Annotated in this window: 20 protein-coding genes; 5 read left to right on the forward strand and 15 right to left on the reverse strand. The window is 66.3% G+C overall.

Annotated elements, in window-relative coordinates:
- Nucleotides 1–11: 11 nt before the first annotated feature.
- On the forward strand, nucleotides 12–1790 hold the full coding sequence (locus BSY239_RS15600; RefSeq protein WP_069047595.1) for an ABC transporter ATP-binding protein/permease: 1779 nt from the start codon (nucleotides 12–14) through the stop codon (nucleotides 1788–1790).
- Here the strand turns inward: BSY239_RS15600 and queC are convergent.
- From queC to flgB, 13 genes are all read right to left on the reverse strand, one after another.
- Nucleotides 1763–2500, reverse strand: coding sequence for a 7-cyano-7-deazaguanine synthase QueC (queC, locus tag BSY239_RS15605; protein ID WP_069047596.1), 738 nt, complete (start codon nucleotides 2498–2500; stop codon nucleotides 1763–1765). The genes BSY239_RS15600 and queC overlap by 28 nt on opposite strands.
- A gap of 86 nt (nucleotides 2501–2586) precedes the next feature.
- Complete coding sequence (locus tag BSY239_RS15610) at nucleotides 2587–3828, reverse strand: HDOD domain-containing protein (RefSeq protein ID WP_069047597.1); 1242 nt, start codon at nucleotides 3826–3828, stop codon at nucleotides 2587–2589.
- Between the two features lie 13 nt (nucleotides 3829–3841).
- Nucleotides 3842–5062: a flagellar hook-associated protein FlgL gene (gene flgL, locus BSY239_RS15615; RefSeq protein WP_069047598.1), complete on the reverse strand. Its 1221-nt coding sequence runs from the start codon at nucleotides 5060–5062 to the stop codon at nucleotides 3842–3844.
- 33 nt (nucleotides 5063–5095) lie between these two features.
- Nucleotides 5096–7015: a flagellar hook-associated protein FlgK gene (flgK, locus tag BSY239_RS15620; RefSeq protein WP_069047599.1), complete on the reverse strand. Its 1920-nt coding sequence runs from the start codon at nucleotides 7013–7015 to the stop codon at nucleotides 5096–5098.
- A 10-nt stretch (nucleotides 7016–7025) separates the two neighbouring features.
- Nucleotides 7026–7895 carry a flagellar assembly peptidoglycan hydrolase FlgJ gene (gene flgJ, locus BSY239_RS15625; protein ID WP_069047600.1) on the reverse strand — a complete coding sequence of 290 codons (870 nt, stop codon included), beginning with the start codon at nucleotides 7893–7895 and terminating at the stop codon, nucleotides 7026–7028.
- A 1-nt stretch (nucleotide 7896) separates the two neighbouring features.
- The gene (locus BSY239_RS15630) at nucleotides 7897–9054 is read right to left on the reverse strand and encodes a flagellar basal body P-ring protein FlgI (RefSeq protein WP_069047601.1); all 1158 of its coding nucleotides are present in this window, start codon (nucleotides 9052–9054) and stop codon (nucleotides 7897–7899) included.
- A gap of 12 nt (nucleotides 9055–9066) precedes the next feature.
- A complete protein-coding gene (locus BSY239_RS15635; protein ID WP_069049028.1) occupies nucleotides 9067–9756 on the reverse strand; it encodes a flagellar basal body L-ring protein FlgH in 690 nt (229 codons plus the stop codon).
- 20 nt (nucleotides 9757–9776) lie between these two features.
- On the reverse strand, nucleotides 9777–10559 hold the full coding sequence (flgG, locus tag BSY239_RS15640; protein WP_069047602.1) for a flagellar basal-body rod protein FlgG: 783 nt from the start codon (nucleotides 10557–10559) through the stop codon (nucleotides 9777–9779).
- Nucleotides 10560–10576: 17 nt separating this feature from the next.
- Complete coding sequence (gene flgF, locus BSY239_RS15645) at nucleotides 10577–11314, reverse strand: flagellar basal-body rod protein FlgF (protein ID WP_069047603.1); 738 nt, start codon at nucleotides 11312–11314, stop codon at nucleotides 10577–10579.
- 32 nt (nucleotides 11315–11346) lie between these two features.
- Nucleotides 11347–12567 (reverse strand): flagellar hook protein FlgE, encoded by a 1221-nt coding sequence (gene flgE / locus BSY239_RS15650; protein WP_069047604.1) that lies wholly within the window; start codon nucleotides 12565–12567, stop codon nucleotides 11347–11349.
- 56 nt (nucleotides 12568–12623) lie between these two features.
- Nucleotides 12624–13286, reverse strand: coding sequence for a flagellar hook assembly protein FlgD (locus tag BSY239_RS15655; RefSeq protein ID WP_069047605.1), 663 nt, complete (start codon nucleotides 13284–13286; stop codon nucleotides 12624–12626).
- 26 nt (nucleotides 13287–13312) lie between these two features.
- Nucleotides 13313–13717 (reverse strand): flagellar basal body rod protein FlgC, encoded by a 405-nt coding sequence (gene flgC / locus BSY239_RS15660; RefSeq protein WP_069047606.1) that lies wholly within the window; start codon nucleotides 13715–13717, stop codon nucleotides 13313–13315.
- A 17-nt stretch (nucleotides 13718–13734) separates the two neighbouring features.
- A complete protein-coding gene (gene flgB / locus BSY239_RS15665) occupies nucleotides 13735–14136 on the reverse strand; it encodes a flagellar basal body rod protein FlgB (protein ID WP_069049029.1) in 402 nt (133 codons plus the stop codon).
- Between the two features lie 176 nt (nucleotides 14137–14312).
- Here flgB and flgA point away from each other — a divergent pair, with 176 nt between their 5' ends.
- The 4 genes from flgA (at nucleotide 14313) to BSY239_RS15685 (ending at nucleotide 16266) form a co-directional block, all read left to right on the forward strand.
- The gene (flgA, locus tag BSY239_RS15670) at nucleotides 14313–15047 is read left to right on the forward strand and encodes a flagellar basal body P-ring formation chaperone FlgA (RefSeq protein ID WP_069047607.1); all 735 of its coding nucleotides are present in this window, start codon (nucleotides 14313–14315) and stop codon (nucleotides 15045–15047) included.
- A gap of 126 nt (nucleotides 15048–15173) precedes the next feature.
- Complete coding sequence (flgM, locus tag BSY239_RS15675) at nucleotides 15174–15497, forward strand: flagellar biosynthesis anti-sigma factor FlgM (protein ID WP_069047608.1); 324 nt, start codon at nucleotides 15174–15176, stop codon at nucleotides 15495–15497.
- Nucleotides 15498–15523: 26 nt separating this feature from the next.
- Nucleotides 15524–15892 carry a hypothetical protein gene (locus BSY239_RS15680; protein WP_069047609.1) on the forward strand — a complete coding sequence of 123 codons (369 nt, stop codon included), beginning with the start codon at nucleotides 15524–15526 and terminating at the stop codon, nucleotides 15890–15892.
- A 155-nt stretch (nucleotides 15893–16047) separates the two neighbouring features.
- Nucleotides 16048–16266, forward strand: coding sequence for a (2Fe-2S)-binding protein (locus tag BSY239_RS15685; protein ID WP_069047610.1), 219 nt, complete (start codon nucleotides 16048–16050; stop codon nucleotides 16264–16266).
- 66 nt (nucleotides 16267–16332) lie between these two features.
- Here BSY239_RS15685 and BSY239_RS15690 read toward each other — a convergent pair whose 3' ends face one another.
- Together BSY239_RS15690 and BSY239_RS15695 are read right to left on the reverse strand one after the other, a co-directional pair.
- Nucleotides 16333–17259: a branched-chain amino acid ABC transporter permease gene (locus BSY239_RS15690; RefSeq protein ID WP_069047611.1), complete on the reverse strand. Its 927-nt coding sequence runs from the start codon at nucleotides 17257–17259 to the stop codon at nucleotides 16333–16335.
- Nucleotides 17259–18146: a branched-chain amino acid ABC transporter permease gene (locus tag BSY239_RS15695; RefSeq protein ID WP_069047612.1), complete on the reverse strand. Its 888-nt coding sequence runs from the start codon at nucleotides 18144–18146 to the stop codon at nucleotides 17259–17261. Before BSY239_RS15695 ends, BSY239_RS15690 begins: the two co-directional genes overlap by 1 nt.
- Between the last annotated feature and the right edge of the window lie 48 nt (nucleotides 18147–18194).

Consider the following 18194-nt stretch of genomic DNA (forward strand, 5'->3'; position numbering starts at 1 on the left):
TTGAGGTCTCCATGACCCTGAGCGAAAAATTCCAGAGCTTCCGCGCGTTCGCGGGCAAGGTGGGCCGCCTCACCGTGCCCTACTTCCAGTCGGAAGAAAAGTGGAAAGCACGAGCGCTGCTGGCCGCCATCGTGGCGCTCAACCTGGGCTCGGTCTACATGCTGGTGCTGCTCAACGAGTGGAACCGCGTGTTCTACGACGCGCTGCAGAACAAGGACGCTGCGGTGTTCTGGCGCGAGCTCGGTCGCTTCACGTATCTGGCCTTCGGCTTCATCATCATCGCGGTCTACCGCTTCTACCTCACACAGTTGCTCGAAATGCGCTGGCGCGCCTGGATGACCGGCCACTACCTCGACCGCTGGCTCTCCCACAAGGCCTTCTACCACCTCGAACTCGCGCGCTTCGCCCGCGGCGAGGACGCCCCGCCCGACAACCCGGACCAGCGCATCGCGGAAGACATGAACCTCTTCACCAGCTACTCGGTGAGCCTGACCATGGGCCTGCTCAATGCCGCGGTCACGCTGGTGAGTTTTGTCGGCATCTTGTGGACGCTCTCGGGCAGCTTTGCCTTCTCGTTCAATGGTGGCGAATACACCATCCCCGGCTTCATGGTGTGGATGGCGGTGCTCTACTGCGCGCTCGGCAGCGTGATCACGCACTACCTGGGCCGCTCGCAGATCGCGCTGAACTTCAAGCAGCAGCGCTATGAAGCCGACTTCCGCCACCACCTGGTGCGCGTGCGCGAGTACAGCGAATCGATCGCGCTCGACCGGGGTGAACCGGTGGAGCGCCGGCAGCTCGGCGGACGCTTCGGCGACGTCATCGGCAACTACCTCAAGCTCATCAACGCGCAGAAACGCCTGACCTGGTTCACCGTGGGCTTCGGGCAGGCCGCCGTGGTGTTCCCGTTCATCGTGGCAGCGCCGCGCTTCTTCAGTGGCGCGATCCAGCTCGGTGAATTGATCCAGATCTCCTCGGCCTTTGGCCGCGTGCAGGACTCGCTCTCGTGGTTCGTCGACAACTACAGCAGCCTGGCCGCCTGGCGCGCCACCACCGACCGCATCACCAGCTTTGAAGAAAGTTTCCAGGCGCTGGAAGCCTCCGAACACGTCGCCGCCCCGCTGCCCAACACCGACGACACGCTCGCCATCGACGACCTTCAACTCGCCTTGCCCGGCGGCGTGGCGCTGCTGGCGGTGCACGGCCTGCGGGTGTCACCTGGCGACACGGTGCTGGTCAAAGGCCCGTCGGGCAGCGGCAAGTCCACGCTGTTCCGCGGCCTCGCCGGCATCTGGCCCTGGGCCCAGCGCAGCCTGCGCACGCCCGCGGGCTTTGCGAACCAGGTGATGTTTTTGCCGCAGCGCCCCTACTTCCCGTTGGGCTCGCTGCGCGATGCCCTGGCCTACCCCGAACCCGCCGGGCGCTACAGCGACGACGAGCTGCAACACGCCCTGCGCGAGGCGCTGCTGCCCGACCTGTCCACGCGGCTGGACGAACACGACGCCTGGGGCCAGAAGCTCTCGGGAGGCGAACAACAACGCCTGGCCATCGCCCGCGCGATGCTCAAGAAACCGCGCTGGCTGTTTGTGGACGAAGCCACGAGCGCGCTGGACGAGGCGGCCGAAGCCACGCTGTACGCGCGGCTGCAGGCGCTGGTGAAAGAGAGCAACGGCGCGCTGGTGTCCATCGCGCACCGGCCGGGCGTGGCGGCGTTTCACCGCACGCAGTGGTCGTTCACGCCTGATTCGACGGGGGACGCGCGCTACAAGCTGCTGGCTTCGCCCACGTAGCCCATCCACCCCCGCGCCCGCAACTCGCAAGCCGGGCAGGTCCCGCACCCGTACCCCCACGCATGCCGGTGCTCGCGGTCGCCGAGGTAGCAGGTGTGGGTGTGTTCCACGATCAAATCCACCAGCGTTTTGCCGCCCAGGGTTTCGGCCAGGCGCCAGGTGGCGGCTTTGTCGATCCACATGAGCGGGGTGTCGATGAGGAAGCGGTGGTCCATGCCGAGGGACAGCGCGACTTGCAGCGCTTTCATGGTGTCGTCGCGGCAGTCGGGGTAGCCCGAAAAGTCGGTCTCGCAGACGCCGGTGACGATGACCTGGATGCCACGGCGGTAAGCGAGGGCGGCGGCGAGCGTGAGGAACAGCAGGTTGCGGCCGGGCACGAAGGTGTTGGGCAGGCCGTTCTCTTCCATGCGAAAGGCCATGTCGCGCGTGAGCGATGTTTCGCTGACCTTGCCAAGCACGGCGAGGTCGAGCACATGGTCTTCGCCCAGGCGGTCGGCCCACTGCGGGAAGCGCTCGCGCAGTTCGCGCAGCACCACGGGGCGGGCCGTCATTTCCACGCTGTGGCGCTGGCCGTAGTCGAAGCCCAGGGTTTCCACGCGCGGGAAACGCTCCAAGGCGTGGGCGAGGCAGGTGGTGGAGTCTTGCCCGCCGGAAAACAGCACGAGGGCGCTGGTGTGGTGGGGGGTGTTGTGGGGGGTGGCTGCGGTCATGAGGGAGATCGTAGCGCGCGAGCCCTCACCCCTGCCCTCTCCCGGAGGGAGAGGGAGTGAAACCCCTCTCCGGTAAAGCTGTCCCGTTAAACGAGTCGCTCGGAGCGCACACCCGCGTGATCGCGGCTGGTGGCCAGCATGCGGATGAGTGCGCGGTTGGCCTGTTCCAGGCTCACGTCGTTGCGGTCGCACACCGCGTTCAGGCGGTGCAACTGGGCCGGTTCGCCCTGGGCGCGCGCCACGTCCAGCAGCGGGTGGTACGGCCCGTCGTGGCGCAGCACCGCGTCGTACAAACGGCCCGAGAGCGGCAGCTTGTGCAGCAGCTCGCTCAAGGGCGCGTGCAGCAGTTTGTCGAGGTGGGCAAACAGCGCGGTGGTGTAGACCTCCAGCCGCAGGTTGTCTTCGGAGCCGGTGGCCAGCAGGTGCTGCGCAAGGCGCGCGCGCATGACCATGGCCGCGCGCACGGGTTGCAGGTCGTTGTCGGTTTCGCTGCCGGGAGCCTGTTCAAACAGCCAGCGGCCGAGTTCGCGAAAGCCCAGCATCATGAGTGCGTGGCGCAGCGAGCCGATTTCGTGGCGGCCGCCGTACGCGGCCGAGTTCACCAGCAGCAGGATGCGGTAGACCAGCACCGGGTCTTGCCGCACCAGGCGCTCCAGCCGTTCGAGCGAACAGTCGTCGTCGATGGCCTGCAGGATCTGCCGGATCACGCGTGGGTCGCACGAGATGGGCTGGTGGCGGTGGGCGAACAAGACGTCGGCATCGGGCCAGCCGAGCAGGCCCCAGGCACCGGCATCGTCGAGCAGGTGGCGGGCCAGCGTCTGGGTCTGCACGCCATGAAAGAGCTGCGCGGGCGGCAGGCCCTGGCTGCGCTGGTGCAGGCCGGGGGTGGACTGGGCTTGCAGGATGTCGGCCGCTTCTTGCGGGCTGAGCTGAAGCAGGTTGCGCACGTCGAAACCGGGTGGCTTGCCTTGTCGCAGTGCGGCCAGATCGGTGCGTCGCACGAGGCGGTGCCCGCGCCGGTTGGCCACCGACAGCCCGGCCAGGCTCTCGGGCACTTCGAACGGCGCGGCGGGCACTTCGAGCCAGGTGTTGTGCACCGGCGCGCAGGCCAGCGCCTGTTGCAGCAACCGGGGCGAATCGATGGAGATGATGAGCACCGGCGCGCTCTCGGGCCAGTCGTCGCCCAGCGCCTGCATGAGGTGGGCAGCGTCGACCGCTGCGGCGTGGATGGGGTGCACACACAGGCGCACCGCGGCGAGCTGGCGTTCGCGGTTCCACACCGGTTCGTAGCCGAGCGCCAGACTGTCCAGAACGGTGTGGCTCAACATGGGTGCAAACGTTTCAATTGATCACCTGGAACAGCGACAGGCGCTGCACCTGCGCGTACGACTTGAGCGCGGCCTCCAGGCCGAGCTGCTGGGTCTGGAAATCGGAAATGCCCTGGACCATGTCCAGATCTTCCAGGCGGGATTTTTCCGTCTTGAGGTCGACGCTGCGGTCTTCCATCAGGGCGTCGAGCGAGTCACCGCGGTTGAGCCATTCGCCGGCGCGACCGCGGGCCAGCAACACGCGGTCGTGCCCGGCGTCGAGCTCGGTGATGGTGCGCGCGAGTTCCTGGGTGCGGTGGGCGCTGTTGTTGGCACCGGTGTAGCGCAGGGCGGCGATGGCGTCTTCCACCACGCTGAAGATGTCGGTGTTGGTGCTGGGCACCAGGTCGACCTGGTCGCCCGCGGCGGGTTGGCCATTCATCTGCAGCGACTGGCCATCGAATTCGATGGTCATGCCGTTGGTGTAGGGCACGCCGGTCTGGCCGGGCATGGGGTTGGCGGCGGGCGTGGTGACGTTGGTCACGGTGTACTGCATGACCCCGGCCACCTGGGCAAAGTCGATGCGGTAGTCGTCACCGGTGAGCGCGGTCGGGTCGCTGACCTCACCCACGCTGGTGCTCACGCTGCCGGTGTTGCCGGCGTCCAGGCTGAGCGTGAAGCTGCCGTTGCCCTGGGGCACGCGCATCCAGATGGCGTCGCCGTCCAGCGCCTGCGGCAGCGAGGTGTTGCCCGCCGCGGCCTGACCACGCTGGCCGTTGAACTGCACGCCGTTGCCGCTGGGGTCGTAGAGGTCCACAAACGGGGTGGCCGAACCACCCAGACCACCAAACAGCGTGCGCCCGGCGTTGTCCTTGAGGTTGGCCACGCCAATCATTTGTTCGCGCAGGCCTTCGAGCTGGCGCGCGATGTCTTCGCGCTCGCTCGGACCAAACGTGGCGTTGCCCGCGCTCACCAGCAGGTCGCGCACCTTCTGGATGAGTTCGCCCGATTCGGCCAGGCCGCTTTCGGCCTGCTGCAGGCTGCTGCGCGCGTTGTCCAGCACGCGCAGGTCGGCTTGCGTGCGCGACAGCCGGTTCTGCGCGGTTTCGGCCAGCGTGGCGGCCACCGGGTCGTCGCTGGCCTTTTGCACGCGCTTGCCGGTGGCGATTTTTTCCTGCTGTGCGGCCAGCTCGGCCTGGCGGCGCGCGAGCAGGCTCACGGTGTTGTCGTAGCTGTTGGCGGTGGAGATTCGCATGGTGTGTTCCTGTCAGGCCGGTGCGCGTGGCGTTCAGCGGCCCACGGTTGCCAGCAGGCTGTCGAAAGTGCTTTGGGCAATCTGCAGAAACTTGGCCGAGGCCTGGTAGGCCTGCTGGTACTGCAGCAGGCGCGCGGCCTCTTCGTCCAGGTTCACGCCCGACACGTTGGAGCGTGCGGTCTCGGCTGCGGTGGCGATCTGGCCCGAAAACTCGGTGGCGAACTTCGCGCCCTGCACGCGGGTGCCCACGTCGGAGAACAGACTCACATAACCGTCGGCCAGGGCCACGCCTTCAAAGGTGGGACGGTCGCGCAGCGCCAGCACGGCGCTGGCGTTGCCGGCGTTCTGTGCGATGGAGCCCGGGGGCGCGGGGTCGATGTTGAAGGTGTCGCCCGCGCCGGGGCTGCCACGCAAGGTCAGGCTCCAGCCGTTGAGCACGATGGCCTCACCGGGCTTGAAGTTGTAACTGGCGGGCGGACCCACGTTGTCAGGCGGCGGGTTGCCGGGACCCAGGCCGGTGGCCACATAGGTGCCGTCGGCCTGGAAGGTGATGGACACCGGGTCGGTGAGGTTGGCCGACGGGGACACCGCGTACAGGCTCTCCACGCTCAGGCCACCGCTGTTGCTCACGCCGGGTGTCACCATCACCGGGCTGGCCGCGGCCAGGCGGTCGGGTGAGCCGATGGCCACCTGCAGGTTGCGTGCGGCGGCTTCAAACGGCCGGATCAGGATGCGGTCGCCCGGGGCGCCGGCGCCGGAATCGATGTTGAAGGTCAGGCCGTCTTTGTTGAAGGCGGTGGGCGGCACGGCAAACGACGTGCTGTCGCCGTCGGACAAGCGCACCACGCTCACGCTGCCGGCGGAGAAACGCATCTCGTAGTCCGATGCCATCAAGGCAGCCGGGTCGTTCACGCTGGCGCTCACCTGCGCGGTACCGGTGTTGGCCGGGTTGGTCTTGCCCAGCGCGGCCGCGGGCGGGATGAAGAAGTCCTGGCCCGGGTTGCCTTGCAGGTCCACACCGAGCGCGTGCTGGTTGTTCACCGTGGTGGCCGAGGCCAGCGCCAGGCGGCCCAGCTGGTTCTGCACCGCGGTGAGGTCCTTGGTCAGAAAGGTCATCAGACCCGACAGCTCTCCGCCACCCAGTGTGGCTTCCGACAAGGGCGTGGCCACTCCACCCTGCACAAACGACAAGGCGATGCGCGAGTTGTCGGCCGGGTCGGGGTTCACGGCCAGGCGGTTGGCACTTTGACCCAGCACCAGCGGCTGGCTGCCGGCCACGAACACGCTCACCGAGCCGTCCTTGTTGGCCACCGGGCTGGTCTGGATGTGTTTGCTGAGTTCGCCCAGCAGCGCATCGCGCTGGTCGTACAGGTCGTTGGGCGTGTGCGAGCTGCCGGCCGATTCGATGATCTTCTGGTTCACCTTGGCCAGGTCTTGTGCCAGGCCGTTGACCACGTCGACCGAGCCCTTCACCTGCTGCTGCGTGCTGAGTGCAAGCGCATCGAGCTGGCTGGCCGTGTTGCGCAGGCGTCCAGCGAATTCTTCGCCCTTGGCGATCACCACCACGCGTGCGGTGAGGTTGCCGGGCGAGGAGGACACGTCGGCCCAGGCGTTGAGGGTGTCGTTGAGCGCAGCGCCCAGGCCGGTGGTGCCCAAAGGAAACGCACCTTCCAGCGCCTGCAGGCGCGAGTAACGCAGCGCGTCGGCCGCGGCCACGGAGCCGGCCATCTGCGCTTCGCGCGTGAGGTAGGCGTTGTGCGAGCGTTCGACGGTGGCAATCTCCATGCCCTTGCCGAAGAAGCCGTTGCCCATCTGCTGGTAGCCCGAGGTCTGCTGCAGCACGTTCTGGCGCGAGTAGCCGGGCGTGTTGACGTTGGCAATGTTGTTGCCGATGACCTGCAGGGCCGCCAGGTTGGCGTTGAGGGCGCGGGCGCCGATGTTGAGTGCTGACATGGTGGGCTCCTCAGCCCTGAGCGCGTTGCAGGCTCAGCGTGGTGTTGATGGCGCGGCTGAGTTTGGCGGCGTACTGGGGGTCGGTGGCGTAGCCGGCCTTTTGCAGGCCCGTGGCAAAACCCTGCACCGAGCCGAGCTGGTCCATGACCTTGTCGTAGCGCGGGCTGTTGCCGATGAGGCTGGCGTAGTCGCGGAACGAGTCGGCGTACGAGTCGTAAGCGCGGAACTTGGCTGTGACCTTGCGCGGCTCGCCGTTGATGTATTCGGTGGTGGTGATCTCGGCGACCTTGCCCTTCCAGCCGCCGGTGGCCTTGATGCCGAAGAGGTTGTGCGACGGCGTGCCGTCGGCGTGGCGGATCTCGCTCCTGCCCCAGCCGGTCTCGTGGCCGGCCTGGCCGATCATGTAGCTGGCCGGAATGCCCGACTCGCGCGCAACCGTGGCCGCAGCCTCGCTGTGCTGGTCCACAAAGCCGGCCTGGCGCGGGCCGACGCTGGCGCGGCCCACGGTGCTGGCGTCGCTGCTGCCGGGCAGTGCATCTGTTGCACCGGCTTTCTCGGCAGCGTTGTTCTGCATCTGTTTGCCGAGCTGGCGCTCGATCGCTTCGGACAAGCCGCCCGGCAGGCCCGAGAGCTGCACCGCGAACTGCTGGTCGAGCAAATCCGTGCCGAGGTCGCTGCCCTCGCCGTCCATGAGACCCGACTTCTGCGTGGCCTCGCGCATGCTTTTGATGAGTTCGCGCATGAACAGCGATTCGAACTGTTTGGCCGCCTCTTTCAGCGCAGCCTTGTCGTTGCCCTTGCCCGCGCCGTAGCGCAGCGCGTTGAGCGCTGTGGGGTCGGCCGCGAGGCCGTTGTTGGACAGGGCGCTGCTCGGGTTCACGTCAGATCACCTCGAGTTCGGCGTTCATGGCGCCCGAGGCCTTGATGGCCTGCAGGATGGCCAGCAGGTCTTGCGGCGTGGCACCCAGCGAATTGAGTGCGCGCACCACATCGGCGAGTTGCGGCGCGGTGTCGAGCTTGATGAGCGAACCCTTGTCCTGGCTGATCTGGATGTTGGCCTGCTCGGCCACCACGGTCTGGCCGCCGGTGGACAAGGCGTTGGGCTGGCTGATCACCGGCGTGGAGCTGATGCTCACCGAGAGGTTGCCGTGCGACACGGCGCAGGCGCCCAGGCTCACGGCCTGGTTCATCACGATGGAGCCGGTGCGCGAATTGATGATGACGCGGGCCATGGGGATGGCAGCGTCGAGGCGGATCTCTTCGACCTTGGCCAGGAAGCCCACGCGATCGCCCGGGTTGGCCGGCGCGCGCAGGCGCACCACCCGGCCGTCGACCGCGCTGGCCACACCCGCGCCCATGACGCGGTTGATCGCGTCGGTCACGCGGCTGGCGGTCTGGAAGTCGCTCGAATTCAAGCCGAGGTCGATGGTCTCGCCCAGCGCAAACGGTGTGGCCACCGCGCGCTCCACCTGCGCGCCACCGGGCACACGGCCCGCGCTCAGGTGGTTGATCTGCACCTTGCTGCCGCCGGCCGACGCGCCGGCGCCACCCACCAGCAGGTTGCCCTGGGCGAGTGCGTAGATTTCACCGTCGGCGCCCTTGAGCGGCGTGGTGATCAGCGTGCCGCCGCGCAACGACTTGGAGTTGCCGATGGAGGACACGGTCACGTCGATGGCCTGGCCGGGCTGGGCAAAGGCGGGCAGCTGCGCGGTGACCAGCACGGCCGCCACGTTTTTCAGCTGCATGTTGGCGCCGGGCGGCAGCGACAAGCCCAGCTGCTGCAGGTAGTTGTTCATGCTCTGCGCGGTGTAGGGCATCTGCGTGGTCTGGTCGCCCGTGCCGTCCAGGCCCACCACCAGGCCATAGCCGGTGAGCTGGTTGCTGCGCACGCCCTGCACCGCCGCGATCTCCTTGATGCGGATCGACTGGGCGGCGGCGGGCCAGGCCATGGTGAGTGAAACCAGGGCCAGGGTCAGCAAACGCAGGGGGGAGAGAGATGACTTCACCGCAAATTCCTCAGTGGGCAGAACGAGACCCATTGTGGGAGGGGATCAGAAGGGGATAACGCTCAAAAAGAACCGTGCCAACCAGCCAATTGCCATCGCTTCACCCTGCGCGCCGCGTCCACGCGACTCCACACGCACATTGGCCATCTGGGTCGAGGCCACGGTGTTGCCGGCGCGGATCTGTTTGGGGTCGACCGTGCCCGAGAAGCGCAGCACGTCCACGTTCTGGTTCACGCCGATCTGTTTCTCGCCCACCACCACCAGGTAGCCGTTGGGCAGCACCTCCTGCACCGTGGTGGTGATGGAGCCCGAGAAGTTGTTGTTGTTCTGGTTCTTGCCGTCGCCGGAGAAGCTGTTGTCCGACTGCGCGCCCAGGTTGAGCTTGTCGAGCAGCGGGTTCTTGAGGAACGGGAAGGCCGAGACACCGCCCGAGATCTCGCCGCTGCGGTCGATCGAGGCCGACGAGGTCTGGCTGGCGTTGAGCCGCTCGGTGATCTGCACCGTGAGCGTGTCGCCCGGCAAACGCGCGCGCGGGTCTTCGAAGGCCGGCCGGTAGTTGGCGGCACGGAACAGGCTGCCACTGGGCGCGGTGCCCATGGTGTTCACCGGGTTGGCCGTGGGCGCAACCTGGGTGTAGGTCACGGGTTTCACGGGCTCCAGGTCGACCTTGGTGCTCATGGTTTCGCAGCCGGTGGCGAGCACGGCCAGGGTCAACGCGACGGCAATTCGGAACATGGTGGTGTCTCCGTTCACGGTCACAGCTGGCTCAGGCGCTGCAGCATCTGGTCGGATGTCTGGATCGCCTTGGAATTCATCTCGTAGGCGCGCTGCGTCTGGATCATGGTCACCAGTTCCTGCACCACGTTGACGTTGGAGGTCTCAACAAACCCCTGCATCACGGTGCCGGTGCCGGCGGTGCCGGGCGCGGCGGCGATCGGGGCGCCCGAGGCCAGGCTCTCGGTGTAGAGGTTCTGGCCCATGGGCTCCAGGCCGGCCGGGTTGATGAAGGTGGCCAGTTCGATGTTGCCCACCTGCTGCGGCGCGGGGTTGCCCGGCAGCTTCACGGTGACCACACCGTCGCTGGAGATGGTGATGCTCTGCGCTTCGGCCGGCACCGTGATGCCGGCGGTGAGCGGGTAACCGCTGGAGGTAACGATGCGGCCCTGGGCGTCGGGCTTGAAGCTGCCGTCGCGGGTGTAGCCGGTGGTGCCGTCGGGCAGCTCCACCTGGAAGAAGCCGTTGCCGTTGACCGCGATGTCCAGCGGGTTGTCCGACTGCTGCATGCTGCCTTGCGAGAAGTTGCGCGAGGTGGCCACGGTGCGCACACCCAGACCCACTTGCAGTCCGGTGGGCAGCTCGGCCTGCTCGGCCGTGTTGGCACCCACCTGGCGCAGGTTCTGGTACATCAGGTCTTCGAACACCGCCGTGGCGCGTTTGAAGCCGTTGGTGGACACGTTGGCCAGGTTGTTCGAGATCACGTCCAGCTGCATCTGCTGTGCCTGCATGCCGGTCTTGGAAATCATCAGTGAATTGATCATGGTGTTTCTTCCTGGGTTTAGCCATTCATGCTCAGCAACTGGCTGGCGGTCTTGTCGTTCGTTTCGCCGTTCTGCAGCATGCGCATCTGCACCTCGAACTGGCGTGCCACGGCGATCATTCCGACCATGGCCTCCATGGGATTCACGTTGGAGCCTTCAAGCGCTCCGTCTTGCAGACGTGCGACGTCGCTGGCGGGCAGCGGGTCGCCCTGCGGGCCGCGGAACAGCCCGTCGGCGCTGCGGCGCAGCGGGTTGTCCGCATCGGGCAACACCAGCTTGAGCTTGCCCACCTGTTCGGAAGGCTGGTTGCCCACGCGGGTGCTGACCGTGCCGTCGCCGGCGATGTCCACACGCGCACCTTCGGGGATCACGATCGGGCCACCGTCGCCCAGCATGGGCAGGCCCTGCGCGTTGACCAGCGTGCCGTCCTGGTTGACTTCGAGTGCGCCGGCGCGGGTGTAGGCCTCGGTGCCGTCCAGCCCCTGCACCGCAAAGTAGGCGTTGTCGCGCGCGGCCACGTCCAGGTTGCGGCCGGTGGAGGTGATGGCGCCCGGCAGGTCGGAGTGGCCGGCCGTGGCTTCGAGCGCAAACACGCGGGTGCTGGCGCCGTCGCCGCGGATCGGCACCGCGCGGAAGGTGGAGAGCTCGGCGCGAAAGCCCGGCGTGGACACGTTGGCCAGGTTGTTGGCCAGCACCGATTGGCGATGCTGCGCGGCGTTGGCGCCGGTCATCGCGGTGTAGATCATGCGGTCCATGCGGGGCTCCTTCGATCAATTCAGGGACGCAATCAGCGCATGTTGAGCAGCGTGCTCAACACCTGGTCCTGCGTCTTGATGGTCTGGGCGTTGGCCTGGTAGGCGCGCTGTGCGGTCATCATGTTCACCAGCTCGGCGGTGAGGTCGACGTTGGAGTCTTCCAGCGCGCCCGAACGGATGCCACCGAAGTTGCCCGTGCCCGGTTCGCCACGCACCGGCTCGCCCGAAGCGTACGTGGCCGACCAGTTGCCGCCGCTCGATGGCGACAGGCCCTGCGAGTTGCGGAAGTTGATCAGCGCCACCTGGCCGGCCGCGCGGGTCTCGCCGTTGGAGTAGCGGCCAGTGACCACACCGGATTCGTCGATGCTCAGGCCCACGAACTCGCCCGGAAAGTAGCCGTCCTGGTCGAGGTCGAACACCGCGAAGTCGGTGCCGAACTGGCTGGCCGCGGTGAGGTCGAGCGTGACCGGGAAGGTCACGGTGGGGTCGTTCGGCGAGGCCAGCGTGATGGTGGGCGGCGGCGTGATCGAAGCCGGGTCGATGGTGCCGTCGGCGTTGAAGTTCAGGCTCACGGGCGGGGCCAGCGGCGCAGGCGTGCCGCCGTTCACGCTGGCGTAGACCTCCCAGGTGTTGTTGGCGGTCTTGGTGAAGGCCAGGGCCACCGGCACTTCCATGCCTTGCGGGTCGTAGGCCACCACCGAGGTGCCGTAGGTGGTGATCGGCGTGGGCGGTGTGACGCTGGCGGCCACGGGCGCGCGGGCGTCCAGGTTGAACTGGGCCACGAGGTTGCTGGTCTGGCGCGCAGGGATCGGCGCACTGGTGGGCAGCGACAGCGGCTGGCTGTCGAAGCTCAGGCGGTTGCCGTCGGCGTCGGTGGGGTAGCCCATGAGTTGGCCGCCCTGCTGGTTGACGATGTTGCCTTCGCGGTCGAGCTTGAACATGCCGGCGCGGGTGTAGGCCATGGTGCCGTTGGGCTGGGTGACCTCAAAGAAGCCGTTGCCGTTGATGGCCAGGTCCAGATCGTTGCCGGTGACGGTGATGTTGCCCTGCGTGAACATCTGCGACACGGTGGCCACGGTCACCCCGATGCCCTTGTTGCCACCGCCCGAGTTGATCGAGCTGGCGTAGAGCTCGGCGAATTCGGCGCGCGAGCTCTTCATGCCGACCGTGTTGGCGTTGGCGATGTTGTGGCCGATCACATCGAGGTTGCGGCTGGCGCTGTTCAGACCGGAGAGTCCTTGCTGGAATGCCATGGTGATGTCCTTGGGGTGGGGAAAGAGATGTGTGGGAAAAGCTGGTTGTCAGCGGTTCACATGAACGCAAGCACGTCGTTGTAGGCGCGCGTGCTGCCGTCCTGGAGCAACATGTAGATGGAGCCACCGGAGAAGCTCACCGAGTCGACCGACAGGCGCTGCAGCGACACGGTGTCCACGCGTTCGTTGCCGCTGTAGGCGCGCACCTGGAAGCCCTTGACCGACGCCGGGTCCACGCCTTCGGCGTCCCAGCTGAAGCCGTGCAGGCCGCCATTGAGGGCGCCCATGTCGATGGTGTCGATGACCTCGCCGTTGGTGCCCATGACGTCCACCTTCACGTCGGTGGCTTTGCCGTCGAGTGAGAACGCCGCCTTGCCCTGACCGTTCTTGAAGGCCAGCGATTCACCGGGCAACAAGGCTTCGCGGCCAATGAGCGAGGTGCCTTGAAGCGCCTGCATGGAGCCGAACTGCGTGGCCATGCCCTTGAGCGTGGCGTTGAGTTCCTGGATGCCGCTGACCGTGTTGATCTGCGCCATCTGGGTCGTCATCTGTGCGTTGTCCATCGGGTTCAGCGGGTCCTGGTTGTTGAGCTGCGCGACCAGCAGCTTGAGGAACCGGTCCTGCGAGGCCGCCGGGTCCATGTTGTTTTTCGCCGCCGTGCCGGTGGTGCTGCCCACGGCGTTGCCGAGGCTGGTGGTGTCGATGGGCTGGATGAACATGGGTCAGGTCCTGAGGTTCGCCGGGCTCACTGGCCCATCTGGAGGGTCTTGAGCAGCAGCGACTTGGCCGTGTTCATCACCTCGACGTTGTTCTGGTACGAACGCGAGGCCGAGATCATGTTGACCATCTCTTCCACCGGGTTCACGTTGGAATGGTTCACATACCCTTCAGCGTCGGCGCTGGGGTGGGTGGGGTTGTGCACGCGGCGGCCAGGGTCCTGGCTCTCGACGATGTCCTTCACCTTCACACCGGCGTTGCCCGAGCCCCCCATGGGCACGGTCTGGAACTGGATGTGGCGGGCCTTGTAGGTCTGACCGTCGGGCCCGGCCACGGCGTCTGCGTTGGCCAGGTTGCTGGCCACCACGTTGAGGCGCTGGGACTGCGCGCTGACCGCACTGCCCGACACGTTGAAGATGGAAAACATCGACATGATCGATTCCTTTCAGCTCATTGGCCTTGAATGGCGCTGAGCATGGTTTTGACATGCGAATTGATGAAACGCAGCGTCGATTCGTAGCGCACGCTGTTGTCCACGAAGCTGGCGCGTTCGCGGTCGAGGTCGACCGAGTTGCCGTCCTGGCTGGGCTGGGTCTGTACCGTGTAGGCGAGCCGGGGGTCCTGCGCACTGGTGGTCCCGAGAATCATGTGGCCGGCGCTGGTCAGGCTCACGTCGGCACGGGCGGCGCCGCCCGAGACGTTCTTGAGCGCGGCGGCGAAGTCGAAGTCGCGCGCCACGTAGCCGGGGGTATCGGCGTTGGCGATGTTGCTGGCAATGACCTGCTGGCGCTGCGAGCGCAGCAGCAGGGCGTTGGCATGAAAGTCCAGCCGGGCGGTCATCTGTTCAAGCATGTTCACCTCAGGGCACGGGTTGCGGGGCGGGTGACTGGCCTTCCTCAGAGGGCACGGACACCGGGGCGTTGGACGAATTATGGAAATCTTGAGGGTCTTCAATGGCCGGAACAAAGACCCCTTAAGCGGCCTTTTCCCGGCTTTCCTGCCCACCACCGCGGCCTACAGTGCAGGCCATGCCCAAGCACCTGCCCTCCTTCTTGTCCGTCATGAAAGCCCGCCTGACACTGATGGCGCTGCTGTTGTGCGGCTGGAGCGCACACGCCTTTGAGCCCGCTGTGCTGGAAAAGATGGCGCACGACTTCCTGACACCCGCCCTGGCCACCGCCCTCCCGCAGAACGCCGCCTCGCCCCTGCGCGCCGAGGTGGTCATGGGTTCCCTGGACCCGCGGCTCAAGCTCGCGCCCTGCAACCAGGTCGAGGCCCACCTGCCCAAGGGCTCCAGCCTCTGGGGCCGCAGCCGCATCGGCCTGCGCTGTGTGGACGGCCCCAGGCGCTGGAATGTGTATGTGCCGGTCACGGTGAAGGCCTGGGGACCGGCCTGGGTGCTCAAGCGCGCGGTGGCCGCGGGCGACACGCTGGCTCAAGAAGACGCCGAGATCGCCGAAATCGATTGGGCCGAGCAGCGCTCCAGCGTGCTGGCCGTGCCCGGGCGCTGGGTGGGCCAGCTGGCCGCATTTCCCCTGACGCCCGGTCTCGCGCTGCGCGAAAACATGGTGCGCGCACCCCAGGCGTTCGCACCGGGTGCCCAGGTGCGGGTGAGCGGCGAAGGCGGCGGTTTCAGCATTTCGGCCACGGGCAAGGCCCTCACCGCCGGCATGGTGGGCGAAACCGCCCGGGTCAAACTGCCCGGCGGACGCGTGATCACCGGTGTGGTGCGGGACGCCCAGACCGTCGAACTGGCGCTCTGAAAACCCCTTTCGGGGACCAGACGGCGGCAAATTCGTGACGAACGCCGCACCGGAATCACTAAAGTTCACGAAACACGGGCCGATACAGTCAGGACAAGGCCCCGACTTCGGGGTTTGGAGCGTGACATGAAAGTCGATTCATCACCGGATTCGTACATTGGTTCTGTGGCCGGCGGCCCCCAGAAGGCCACGGCGCCTGCGGCCGCTGAAGCCGGCGCAGCCGCCTCGGCAGCCAGCGCGGCCAACAAACCCCAGGCGGGCGTCACCGTGACCCTCTCGGCGTCGACCACCGAGGCCCGCGCGGTCTCGGGCGGCAGCGAGGTGTTCAACGCCGACAAGGTCGCTGCGATGAAAGAGGCGATTGCCAACGGCAGCTTCCAGGTCAATGCCGGCGCCATTGCCGACAAGATGCTGGCCAACGCCGCCGAAATGCTCGGCCCGCGCACCTGATTCCCAACCCACCACCCGGGCCCACCATGAGCACTCTCTCGACCAACTACCACCCCTGGATCGGCTCGTTGCAGGTGGAGCTTGATGCATTGGAAGCCGCCCTGTTGCGCGGCGATGCACCCGCGGTGGAACTGGCCAGTGCGGCCATGCAGAAGGTGCTGCTGCAGGCACCACCCGTCATTGCGCTGGGCGAGCCGGGCAGCGAGCAGCAACAAGCCTTGCTGTCGGCCGCGGAGCGTTTTGCCCGCCTGCGCCAGGCCGTGCTGCGCGCCAATGCGCAGAGCCAGCGCGCCGTGACCAGCCTGCTGCCCCAGCACGCGATGCAACCCACTTACGGCCGCCAGGTCGGCGCGTCGTCCATGAGCGGCGCCGGCCGAGGTTATCTTTCGGCCTGATCCCTGTTCGCTCCAGCAAAAACCGGCCCTGGCCGGTTTTTTTGCGTCTGCGACCCCCTCAGCTCGCGACGGAACAGCGGTTCATCCGCCGAGCGGCATTGCGGATCTGAATGCGATTCATTATTATTCGCTCAGAACCACGGAACCGCCACACCATGATTGTTTGCATCTGCCGCCGCATCAGCGACAAGACCATTGCCCAGTGCGCCCGCTCGGGCATGGGCTTTGACGACATCCAGCTGGAACTGGGTGTGGCCACGCAGTGCGGCCAATGCGAAGGATGTGCCCGTGCGCTGTGGTCGGAATGTTCACCTCAGCAGTCGGTGGCCCACATCTCGCGCGAGCCGGCACCGCAGCAGGCCATGGCCGCCTGAAGCCTGCCCTTCCCACCCGACAAAAAAACCGGCCAAGGCCGGTTTTTTGTTGGCGGTCGAAGGCTCTCAGCCCTTCTTGGCACCGAAGCGGTGTTCGATCTCGCCCACGATGCCGCGACGGAACATGAGCACGCAAACCACGAAGGTCACACCCATGATGATGGACACCATGGAGCCCAGACCCGAGAGGTAGTTCTGCATGGTCACGATGATAGTCGCGCCCACGGTGGGGCCCAGGATGGTGCCCATGCCGCCGAGCAGCGTCATCAACACCACTTCGCCCGACATCTGCCAGCCCACGTCGGTCAGGGTGGCGATGCCGAATGCGATGGACTTGGTGGCACCCGCGAGGCCGGCGATGGCGCCCGAGAGCACAAAGGCCACGAGCTTGTAGCGGTCGACGTTGTAGCCCAGCGAGAGCGCACGGGGTTCGTTCTCGCGCACCGACTTGAGCACCTGCCCGAACGGCGAATGGATGATGCGGTAGATGAGTGCAAACGCCGCCGCGAAGATGGCCGCCACGAGGTAGTACATCGCGGTGTCGTTGGTCATGTCGATCAGGCCGAAGAGCTTGCCGCGCGGGATGCTCTGGATACCGTCTTCCGCGTAGGTGAACGGCGCCTGCACACAGATGAAATAGATCATCTGCGCCAGCGCCAGCGTGACCATGGCGAAGTAGATGCCCTGGCGGCGCACCGCCAGCCAGCCGGTCAACAGGCCGATGAAAGCCGCGCTCAAGGTGCCCGCCAGGATCGCCAGTTCGGGCGTGAGCCCCCACACCTTGGCCGCGTGGCCGGCCACGTAGGCTGCGAAGCCGAAGAACATGGCGTGACCGAACGAAAGCAATCCGGTGAAGCCGATCAGCAGGTTGAACGCGGAGGCGAACAGCGCGAAGCACAGCACCTTCATGAGGAAGATGGGGTAGCCCACGAAAGGGGCGACCAGCAGTGCCAGGAACAGCACCACAAATATGTTGCGGGTGGCTTTGGACATTATTTCTCCCGGCCGAACAGACCTGCCGGACGGATCATGAGCACGATGACCATGATGATGAAGACCACGGTGGACGAGAGCTCGGCGTAGAAGACCTTGGTGAGGCCCTCGATCAGGCCGAGCGCCAGACCCGTGAGGATGGAGCCGAGGATCGATCCCATGCCGCCGATCACGACCACGGCGAACACCACGATGATGATGTTGGAGCCCATGAGCGGGCTCACCTGGTAGATGGGCGCGGCCATCACACCGGCCAGACCGGCCAGGCCCACGCCGAACGCGTAGGTGAGCGTCACCATCAGCGGCACGTTGATGCCGAAAGCGCGGACCATGTTGGGGTTTTCGGTGCCGGCCCGCAGATACGCGCCGAGCTTGGTTTTTTCGATCACGTACCAGGTGAAGAGGCACAGGAAGATGGAGACGAACACCACCCAGGCGCGGTACTTGGGCAGGAACATGAAGCCCAGGTCGAACCCGCCGCGAAAGATCTCGGGCAGCTCGTAGGGCAATCCGGACGAGCCGTAGAACTCGCGGAACGCACCTTCGAGGATGAGGGCCAGGCCAAAGGTGAGCAGCAGGCCATAGAGGTGGTCGAGCTGCTGCAGGCGGCGCAGCATGGTCATCTCGATCAGGGCGCCGATGGCGCCCACCCCGATGGGTGCGAGCAGCAGGGCGAACCAGTAGTTCACCCCCAGGTAATTGAGCAACATCCACGCGAAGAAGGCACCCACCATGTAGAGGGCACCATGCGCGAAGTTGACGATGTTGAGCATGCCGAAGATCACGGCCAGGCCCAGCGAGAGGATCGCGTAAAACGAGCCGTTGACCAGCCCCAGCATGAGTTGCCCCATGAAGGCTGCGGTCGGCACACCAAATATTTCAGTCATTGCAGTCCGGGGAAAAGGGGCGGGCCGTGAATCACGGCCCGCCCGGTC

The organism is Hydrogenophaga sp. RAC07 (assembly GCF_001713375.1).
GTDB lineage: Bacteria > Pseudomonadota > Gammaproteobacteria > Burkholderiales > Burkholderiaceae_C > Hydrogenophaga.